This is a genomic window from Pseudomonas fluorescens (genome assembly GCF_902497895.1).
Classification (GTDB): domain Bacteria; phylum Pseudomonadota; class Gammaproteobacteria; order Pseudomonadales; family Pseudomonadaceae; genus Aquipseudomonas; species Aquipseudomonas fluorescens_BP.
The window spans coordinates 1-8,225 of the sequence record NZ_CABVHQ010000111.1 but is presented as its reverse complement, the minus strand read 5'-3'; the positions used below and the strand labels follow the sequence as shown (position 1 = coordinate 8,225).

General features: G+C 58.6%; 11 protein-coding genes and 1 pseudogene. 5 read left to right on the top strand and 7 right to left on the bottom strand.

Annotated elements, in window-relative coordinates; genetic code table 11:
* On the bottom strand, positions 1-226 hold a 226-nt coding region (locus F8N21_RS29165), incomplete at its 3' end, for an electron transfer flavoprotein subunit beta/FixA family protein (protein ID WP_412071685.1).
* Here F8N21_RS29165 and F8N21_RS30650 point away from each other — a divergent pair.
* Positions 225-719, top strand: coding sequence for a hypothetical protein (locus tag F8N21_RS30650; RefSeq protein WP_191624427.1), 495 nt, complete (start codon positions 225-227; stop codon positions 717-719). The genes F8N21_RS29165 and F8N21_RS30650 overlap by 2 nt on opposite strands.
* A 57-nt stretch (positions 720-776) precedes the next feature.
* Entirely contained in the window at positions 777-2,441 is a 1,665-nt protein-coding gene (locus F8N21_RS29160; RefSeq protein WP_150645428.1) for an electron transfer flavoprotein-ubiquinone oxidoreductase, read from the top strand.
* A 183-nt stretch (positions 2,442-2,624) separates the two neighbouring features.
* On the opposite strand, the pseudogene F8N21_RS29155 reads toward F8N21_RS29160, so the two are convergent.
* Positions 2,625-2,723: pseudogene (locus tag F8N21_RS29155) on the bottom strand (AraC family transcriptional regulator); the annotation flags it as partial.
* Between the two features lie 13 nt (positions 2,724-2,736).
* Positions 2,737-3,216, bottom strand: coding sequence for a GNAT family N-acetyltransferase (locus F8N21_RS29150; RefSeq protein WP_150645427.1), 480 nt, complete (start codon positions 3,214-3,216; stop codon positions 2,737-2,739).
* A 168-nt stretch (positions 3,217-3,384) separates the two neighbouring features.
* Between F8N21_RS29150 and F8N21_RS29145 the strand changes: the two genes are divergently transcribed.
* Both F8N21_RS29145 and F8N21_RS29140 read left to right on the top strand, forming a co-directional pair.
* Complete coding sequence (locus F8N21_RS29145; protein WP_150645426.1) at positions 3,385-3,642, top strand: hypothetical protein; 258 nt, start codon at positions 3,385-3,387, stop codon at positions 3,640-3,642.
* 61 nt (positions 3,643-3,703) lie between these two features.
* Complete coding sequence (locus F8N21_RS29140) at positions 3,704-4,084, top strand: Rho termination factor N-terminal domain-containing protein (RefSeq protein ID WP_150645425.1); 381 nt, start codon at positions 3,704-3,706, stop codon at positions 4,082-4,084.
* Between the two features lie 129 nt (positions 4,085-4,213).
* Here the strand turns inward: F8N21_RS29140 and F8N21_RS29135 are convergent, their stop codons facing one another.
* The 4 genes from F8N21_RS29135 to F8N21_RS29120 all read right to left on the bottom strand — a co-directional run bounded on the left by F8N21_RS29135 (position 4,214) and on the right by F8N21_RS29120 (position 7,633).
* On the bottom strand, positions 4,214-4,774 hold the full coding sequence (locus tag F8N21_RS29135) for a DUF1285 domain-containing protein (protein ID WP_150645424.1): 561 nt from the start codon (positions 4,772-4,774) through the stop codon (positions 4,214-4,216).
* 22 nt (positions 4,775-4,796) lie between these two features.
* Positions 4,797-5,399 carry a DUF4823 domain-containing protein gene (locus tag F8N21_RS29130; RefSeq protein ID WP_150645423.1) on the bottom strand — a complete coding sequence of 201 codons (603 nt, stop codon included), beginning with the start codon at positions 5,397-5,399 and terminating at the stop codon, positions 4,797-4,799.
* A gap of 270 nt (positions 5,400-5,669) precedes the next feature.
* Positions 5,670-6,638 (bottom strand): GTP 3',8-cyclase MoaA, encoded by a 969-nt coding sequence (locus F8N21_RS29125; protein WP_150645422.1) that lies wholly within the window; start codon positions 6,636-6,638, stop codon positions 5,670-5,672.
* 356 nt (positions 6,639-6,994) lie between these two features.
* Complete coding sequence (locus F8N21_RS29120; RefSeq protein WP_150643823.1) at positions 6,995-7,633, bottom strand: TetR/AcrR family transcriptional regulator; 639 nt, start codon at positions 7,631-7,633, stop codon at positions 6,995-6,997.
* Between the two features lie 78 nt (positions 7,634-7,711).
* Here F8N21_RS29120 and F8N21_RS29115 point away from each other — a divergent pair.
* Positions 7,712-8,225, top strand: a 514-nt coding sequence (locus tag F8N21_RS29115) for an aminotransferase class V-fold PLP-dependent enzyme (RefSeq protein WP_150645421.1), incomplete at its 3' end; no start/stop codon positions are given.

Sequence of the window (8,225 nt, the reverse complement as noted above, 5' to 3'; positions counted from 1 at the left end):
GGGCGGTACGCAGCTGCTCTTGAGCAGTAGACGGACCAATGGAGACGACGACGATTTCAGTCGCAACACCTTTCTCTTTCAGGCGTACGGCTTCTTCCACTGCGATTTCGCAGAACGGGTTCATCGACATCTTGACGTTAGCGAGGTCGACGCCGGAGTTGTCCGCTTTGACGCGAACCTTGACGTTGTAGTCGACCACTCGTTTGACAGCTACAAGAACCTTCATGGATTCCTCGTTACTCTCCGGTGAAAAGAAAGTCGCCCGGGCGAACCTGGCGATTGATGCTCATGGGTGCAAGGGCACCTCTAAAAACGCTGGCGCTTACAACGGCGACAAAAATGGCCCGGCTCACAATGGAGATGACCGCTGGTCGGTGATGACCGATGAGTCATTCTTTTTCGTGGCGTGTAAACTGCGCGCCAAAGCTGCGCAATGCGTCACTTGTACTGCCATCGCCCTGTCTTTAGAGGTGCTCTTGAAACCAGAAGTCAGCCTACGGCGAGCGCAAAACCGACCGTATCTTGACCGGAACGACTATTCCGGTCAATACGGCAAAATGGTCAGTTATAAGCCGCGCTTCTTTGATTTATCTGGGTTCCAGCAAATTCAAACAAACGTTTGTATTGGACGCTGGGAGTGGTGTAGATATAATGCGCCGCCTAGAGAGAAAGATGTCTCATCCTTGATTCTGTACCCCAACGCGGTGCAGGAACAATAGATGAAGTGCCAAACCTCCAATTAGAAAAAACTGTGAGCCTTGAGTAGGAGATAGCCTGTGGAACGCGAATACATGGAATTCGACGTGGTCATCGTCGGGGCCGGCCCCGCTGGCCTGTCCGCCGCCTGCCGACTGAAGCAGAAGGCCGCCGAAGCCGGTAAGGAAATCAGCGTCTGCGTGGTCGAGAAAGGCTCCGAAGTCGGTGCTCACATTTTGTCCGGTGCGGTGTTCGAACCACGCGCCCTGAACGAACTGTTCCCGGACTGGAAGGAACTTGGCGCCCCGCTGAACACGCCGGTCACCCGTGACGACATCTTCGTCCTGAAGAACGCCGACAGTGCGACCAAAATTCCCGACCTTTTTGTGCCCAAGACCATGCACAACGAAGGCAACTACATCATCTCCCTGGGCAACCTGTGCCGCTGGCTGGCCCAGCAAGCGGAGAACCTGGGTGTGGAAATCTACCCGGGCTTCGCTGCCCAGGAAGCGCTGATCGACGAGAACGGCGTGGTCCGCGGGATCCTTACCGGTGACCTGGGTGTCGACCGCGAAGGCAACCCCAAGGAAGGCCTGTACACCCCGGGCATGGAACTGCGCGGCAAGTACACGCTGTTCGCCGAAGGCTGCCGTGGCCATATCGGCAAGCAACTGATCAAACGCTTCAAGCTCGACACTGACGCCGATAGCCAGCACTACGGCATCGGCCTGAAAGAGATCTGGGACATCGACCCGGCCAAGCACCAACCGGGCCTGGTGGTCCATACCGCTGGCTGGCCGCTGGACATCATGGGCACCGAGAACACCGGCGGCTCGTTCCTGTATCACCTGGAAAACAACCAGGTGGTGGTCGGTCTGATCGTCGATCTGTCCTACAGCAACACCTACCTGTCGCCGTTCGACGAGTTCCAGCGCCTCAAGCACCACCCGGTGCTCAAGCAGTACCTGGAAGGCGGCAAGCGCGTCAGCTACGGCGCTCGCGCCATCAGCAAAGGCGGCCTGAACTCGCTGCCGAAAATGGTCTTCAAGGGCGGTGCGCTGATCGGTTGCGACCTCGGCACCCTGAACTTCGCCAAGATCAAGGGCAGCCATACCGCGATGAAGTCCGGCATGCTTGCCGCCGACTCCGTGGCAGAGGCGCTGTTTGCCGGTTCCGAAGGCGGCGATGAACTGACCGCTTACGTTGATTCGTTCAAAGCCAGCTGGCTCTACGACGAACTGTTCGCCAGTCGGAATTTCGGCCCGGCGATCCACAAGTTCGGCGCTATCGTCGGCGGTGGTTTCAACTGGCTCGATCAGAACATCTTCGGTGGCAAACTGCCGTTCACCCTGCACGACACCAAGCCGGATTACGCGTGCCTCAAGCTGGCGGCCGACTGCAAGAAGATCGACTACCCGAAACCGGACGGCAAGCTCAGCTTCGACAAACTCAGCTCGGTGTTCATCTCCGGTACCAACCATGAAGAAGAGCAGCCTTGCCACCTGAAGCTGACCGATTCGAGCATCCCGATCGCCAAGAACCTGCCACTGTACGACGAACCGGCGCAACGCTACTGCCCGGCCGGTGTGTATGAAGTGATCACCAGGGAAGACGGCGAGAAGCGCTTCCAGATCAACGCCCAGAACTGTGTGCACTGCAAGACCTGTGACATCAAGGACCCTGCGCAGAACATCACCTGGGTGGCGCCGGAAGGCTCCGGCGGCCCGACTTACCCGAACATGTAAGGCGACTCGCTGAACATCAAGGCTCCCGAAATGGGGGCCTTTTTGTTGCCTGCAATCCAGGGTTCACCACGGTTCAATTGTGGGAGCGAGCTTGCTCGCGATAGCGGGCTGGCAGCCGACATTGATGTTGAATCTTATGGCCCAATCGCGAGCAAGCTCGCTCCCACAGGGGGTTGCGGTGGATCAAGCAACATGCTCCTCCCCCGGATTGCGCTCGAAGTAGCGTTTGTATTCGCGACTGAATTGCGATGTGCTCTGATAACCCACCCGATGGGCGGCCTCCGGGTGGTACCGATCAGCCCTGGGCAAACTCGCGCAATTTCTGCCCTTCCATGCGATAGCGCACCCACTCGTCCTGCGGCACCGCACCGATGGACTGGTAAAACTGGATCGCCGGTTTGTTCCAGTCCAGCACGCTCCATTCGAAGCGCCCGCAATCGTTGGCGCAGGCGATTTGCGCGAGGTGGCGCAGGAGCTTCTTGCCCGCCCCGCCGCCGCGTTGCTCGGGGTTGATGTACAGGTCTTCAAGGTAGAGGCAGTTGCTGCCCAACCAGGTGGAATAGCTGAAGAAGAACACCGCGAAACCGATCGGCTGCCCGTCCCGCAGGCAGATCAGGCCATGGGCGGTTGCGCCTTCGCTGAACAGGCTGCGCTCGATGTCGGCGACGCTGGCAATGACCTCATGCCTGGCGCGTTCGTAGTCCGCCAGTTCGGTGATGAACGCGAGGATTTTCGGGGCATCGCTGGGCACGGCCGGGCGGATTTCGATGGTCATGGACTTGCCTTGTGCGAAAGTGAAAACGCCATACTAAGTCGACTCCGGGCGCTCGTCACATTTCTAAGCAAAACCTCAATGCCCCGGACCGCTCGTCGCAATTCAGGCACCAAGCGAATTCGGGCGCAGACTAATACTGGTACCGACTCTAGAAGTGGAGGCGACGCCATGAACATGTCAAAACTGCCTGCCCTTGTCCTTGCCGGGTTGCTCTCTTCAGCAGCCTGCGCCGGATCATCCACCCCGACCAATCCTGTCTACGGGCCCCCTTCCGCCACTGCGACCGACCCACGCATTGATCGCAACGACACCCAAAGACCCGACGGCATAGGCCCCAACGTCCCGGACAACGCCGGATTGGGTACCAGCTCTAAAACCACCACCGGTGGCTCGGGTTCTGACCGTGACGGCGGCGCCCGCAAATAATCCAAAGGTACAAAACCTGTCCTGACCCACCCTGCCCTACAGGGTCAGAAGGAGTAATCCCATGCCTCGTGGAAGCAAAGCCAAATACACGGCGGAACAGAAGCGTAAAGCCGCCCATATTGAGGCCAGCTACGAAGACAAAGGAGTCTCTAAAGACGAAGCCGAAGCCCGCGCCTGGGCGACGGTGAACAAACAGTCCGGTGGCGGAGAGCGTGCCGGCGGCTCCGGGCGGCGCAAGCCCTCGAGCGAAAAAGCCACTGATCGCAAGGAATCGGCCAAGCGCGCAGTGGCCAGCCGTAAAGGCCATTCACGCAACAGCCCGACGTCTTTGGGCACGCAAACCAGGGACAGCCTGATGAAAGAAGCCCGAGCGAAAAACATTCCCGGGCGTTCGAGCATGCGCAAGCAGGAGTTGATCGATGCTCTGAAAAAGGCCGGATGATACCTGTCAGCCAAGCGTTGCCCAAAAAAAGCTCGCAGCCTGCGGCAGCTCCTACCCATTCACGGTATTTTTACGGACGGCGCAGGAGCTGCCGCAGGCTGCGATCTTTTCGGGGCGCCCGGTGCCGCCCTACGGCTCAAGCCCGATCGGGAAGAATTCGCCACCACTCCAGACGCCCAACCAGCGCTGCCCGTCGATTTCCCGGGTCACGGCCAGTTCGACCAGCTGGTAGAACACATTGCGATGGATCAGGGCTTCGAGATTGGTCCGCACATGCACGTAGGGCGCAGGTTCCTGGGTGTCTGGATCGATTACCACCCGCATCGGGTGCTCAGGTCCGGCCTCGGTCTGTTCTTCAACGTTGGTGGTGAAGCGCAGTACCTGGGCCTCCCCCTCGCCTTCGACCTCAAGGCTGACCGCTACAAACGGCGCGTCGTCGACTTTGATGCCGACTTTTTCCACCGGGGTGATCAGGAAATAATCATCGCCATCGCGGCGCATGATGGTGGAGAACAGTTTGACCATCGGCTTGCGCCCGATGGGTGTGCCCAGGTAATACCAGGTCCCGTCACGGGCGATGCGCATGTCGATATCGCCGCAGAAGTCGGGATTCCACAGGTGGACCGGCGGCAAGCCTTTGGATTTGGGGATTTGCCCCAACAGATCGTTAGCTTTTTGCGGACCACTCATGTTGTTTTTCTCCTGAAGTTGCCTAGTCGCTCAAGCCCAGCAGGCTGCGAGCGTATTGCTCCAGCGGCGGGCCAAGCAGATCTTCTGGCTGAGTGTCGTAGAACGTCAGTAAACCGCCACGACTGCGAATACGTGCAGTATCAATCAAATACTGGGTGCTGGTCTCGATCAACATAAGCTGAATCACGCCACTGTCGATCCCCAGGCGATCCACGGCTTCCTGATCGGCCCATTCATCAGAATTGCCAATCCGGTTGTCGGCCTTGGCGAAACGGGTATAAAGCAGGTAATGCGCACCGGCTTTACGGGCCGCGCTCATTGCTTCGTCCAGCCCCTCCGGGGCGCGGGCGCGACGGACCATGGGGAAGTATTCGACAAATCCGTTGAAAGCTTCTTCGGCGACCACATTAGGCCGCGGATAGGCGTCGCCCGGAGGCGCGAATGCCCCTTGGGCGATGTAGATGAAGGAGTCGGGCTGTATGCGGATCGAGTTCGAGCGGCGGGTATCGCTGTGATCGAGCAGGCCTGCATCGCTCATGTGATAACGAGCGCCCTCACCCAGATCGCTGACTTTCATGCAGCCACCCAGCGCGAAAAAGGCCAGCAGCAAAACCAGGCTACGCATCCTACCCTCCAGAGGCCGGTGACGGAAAACCGGCGAATAGCCGCAGGATGCAGCTTCCGCGCCAGCTCAAAGGGTTTTGGGGGGCTGGGTGGATTGAGGGGAGTCAGAAAGTTCTTTTTTGACTGTTACTCCGTCATCGCGAGCAAGCTCGCTCCTACATGTGATCCGCATCAGACCACAAAGGTGTGACTGATGGAGATCTACTGCAGGAGCGAGCTTGCTCGCGATAGAGTCATTGGCAGACACCGAAGATTCCACAGCAAACCCAAATCAGCCGCCAATGATTTTCATGATGGTCGCGCCACCGGAGAACGCCACTTCCTGCTTGTCGCCCAGGGCTTTCACCAGCAGCCGCTGCAAGGCCGGCAACGCCTCGTGGCGCGGCTTGTCCAGCAGATCACCGACGTAATGCCGGTTACTCGACGACAGGCAGCCATGCAACCAGCCGGTGGACGACAAGCGCAAGCGCGAACAGGTCCGGCAGAATGGCACGCTTTCATTGGCGATCACCCCAAAGAAACCCTGGCCGGGAATCTCGTAGCGCACCGCGGTGGCATCCACCGGTGCGTCGGCCTGCAGATACTCGTAACGATCACCTATCAGGCTCAACAGCTGCTGAAGGCTGACAAACTGCTGCAAGAAGGCATTCGAATCGCTGGCCAGATGGCCCATGCGCATCAATTCGATAAAGCGCAGTTCATACCCACGCTCAAGGCAGTAATCGAGCAGCGGCATCACCTGATCCAGGTTCTGCCCACGCAACGGCACCATGTTGACCTTGACCTTCATGCCCGCGGCCCTGGCCTGATCCATGCCATCAAGCACGGTAGGCAGATCACCACCACGGGCAATGTTGCGAAACGCGACTGGGTCGAGGGTATCGAGGGAAACATTGATCCGGCGGATGCCGGCATTCACCAGCAACGGCAGCTTGCGTGCCAGAAGCTGGCCATTGGTGGTCAGGCTGATATCCGCCAGACCCATCTGTCCCACCGCAGTCATGAAGGCTTCCAGCTTGGGACTGACCAGCGGCTCACCACCGGTGATCCGCAGCCGTTCGATACCGGCTGCTTCGATCAGATAAGCCACGCCGCGAGCCATGGCCTCGGCCGACAATTCATCCTGCGCAGCCACCAGCCGCTTGCCGTTCGGCACGCAGTAGGTGCAGGCGTAATTGCAGGCTGAAGTCAGGCTGATGCGCAAATTGCGAAAACGCCTGCCTTGACGGTCAACGATCATGGATGACTCCGGCGAAAGAAGATTCGGACAGGCTAAAACTTGACTTAAAAATCAGGTTTTAGCAAGACCAAGGTGCGTTTTCGATAAATGACTGATCGCGTTGGAGTTGTGGTCGTGCCAGGCAAGGCGCGGGACGCAGGAGATGCTTACTGCCTCTTCAAGTCCCGCAACGCAGCCTGGCGCGATCACAGCTTCAACCCGTAGGGCCTAGCCCCTGCCGCCAATACCGTCGGCCCACAATTTCAGCGGGGCGACGGCGCGACTGTCAGTTATCGAGAACGCACCCTTAGCCTGAGTATATTACTGAGGTACTGCGCCATGCAGAGAAACATGGCGCAATAAGGCAACTGAATGACTCAGCTGCCGGGGGTGTCGGTATCGCGCTTGCGCTTGTTGCCCATGCGCACGCCGATATCCATCAGGAACTGGAAGAAACCTTCCTGATCTTCCAGCACATTGCTCCAGAACGGCGAGTGATACAGCGCAACGGCACCATGTACCAGCGCCCAGGCTGCGCAATAGTGGAAGTAAGGGGGGACGTCTTCGAGCTTGCCTTCGCTGATCCGGCCCTTGATCAGCAAGGTCAGACGTTCGAAGTTGGAGGCGCGGATCTTGTGCAGCTCCTCGACCATCTCCGGTACCTGATTGCCCTTGACCACCTTCTCTTCCAGGCGGTCGAACAGTCGGTAGCGCGCCGGATCGCGCATGCGGAATTCGAAGTAGGCCCGGGACAGGGCTTCCTTATCCTTGTCTACATCGGCAGAGTGCAACAGCTCGTTCAGGTCGCGCTCGTAGTCGAGCATCAGGCGCAGATAAATCTCCGCCTTGGACTTGAAATGCTTGTAGATGGTCCCTTTGCCGATACCGACGGCATCAGCGATCATCTCGACGGTGACGCTGTCTTCACCTTGTTCGAGGAACAGCTTGAGCGCGGTATCGAGAATTTCTTGCTCGCGGCGACGAAACTCACGGACCTTACGAGGTTCTTTCTGCATAAGAAAAGGTCTGTAGGGGTCAAAATCGAAGCCGCGTATTATGCCTAACTTGCGCCAAATTGCACGGATCATCCGACCATGTCTACGTTTCTTGATGAATTTGTACAGGCTCCGGGCCTGCGTTATTTGAATCATGCGGCCGTCGCGCCATGGCCAAATCGGGCCGCCGAGGCGGTCGCCCGTTTCGCCCGAGAGAACGTTTTGCTGGGCGCGCGGGACTATTCGGACTGGATGACCCTTGAGCAGCGCTTGCGCGAACGCCTGATGCGCCTGCTTAACGCTCCGTCGACTGATGACGTGGCGCTGGTCAAAAACACTTCGGAAGCGCTGTCTTTTGTCGCTTTCGGACTGGAATGGCAGGCCGGCGATCAGATTGTTATTAGTGACGAAGAATTTCCGTCCAATCGCATCGTCTGGGAAGCTCTGGCACCGCAAGGCGTGGAAGTGATCCAGGTCAGCCTCAAGGGTGAGGACCCGGAAAGTGCCCTGCTGGCCGCCTGCGGTCCGCGCACCCGGCTGATGTCAGTCAGTGCCGTGCAGTTCGCCAGCGGCCTGCGCCTGGACCTGCAGCGCCTGGGCGTCGGTTGTAAAC